The organism is Spirulina sp. 06S082 (assembly GCF_034932145.1).
GTDB lineage: Bacteria > Cyanobacteriota > Cyanobacteriia > Cyanobacteriales > Spirulinaceae > CCY15215.
On record NZ_JAYGHV010000273.1, the window covers coordinates 1 to 620 of the forward strand.

Annotated in this window: 1 protein-coding gene; it reads right to left on the bottom strand. The window is 67.3% G+C overall.

Annotated elements, in window-relative coordinates:
* The coding region (locus VB714_RS15535; RefSeq protein WP_323225542.1) for an EAL domain-containing protein at positions 1-620 on the bottom strand (620 nt) is incomplete at both ends.

The following is a 620-nucleotide window of genomic DNA, read 5'->3' on the forward strand; positions in this document are numbered from 1 at the left end:
TGCGCAATCTGCGCCGGCGCGATGTTCACGGCGATCTTGACCTGGCGCCGCCACGACGCCGCCTCGGCGCAGGCGGTCTTGAGCACCCATTCGCCGATCGGCACGATCAGGCCGGTCTCCTCCGCGATCGGGATGAACTCGTTCGGCCCGACGAGCCCGCGCACCGGATGGTGCCAGCGCAGCAGCGCCTCGTAACCGATGACCTCGCCTGTGCCGACCTCGGTCTGGGGCTGGTAGTGGAGTTCCAGCTCGTCGCGCTCGATGGCGTAGCGCAGTTCCATGGCCAGTGCCGACCGGTTGCGGCTGTTCTCGTCCATGGACGCGTCGTAGCGGCAAATCTTCGCGGCAGGGGACTGCTTGGCCCGGTACATCGCCAGGTCGGCGCGCCCGAGTAGTTCATCGACCGTGCCACCGTCATCCGGAAACAGCGTGACGCCCAGCGAGGCGCCGACCGAGAGAACTCGGTCGCCCTGCTCGATCGGCCGGCAGATCTCCTCACGAAGCGATTTGGCGAACTCGCGCGCCTGGTTGATGCTGAAGACGTCGAGCTTGACGGCGACGAATTCGTCACCGCCGACCCTCGCCAGGAACTCGTTGCGGCCGAGGCGGGCCGAAAGACG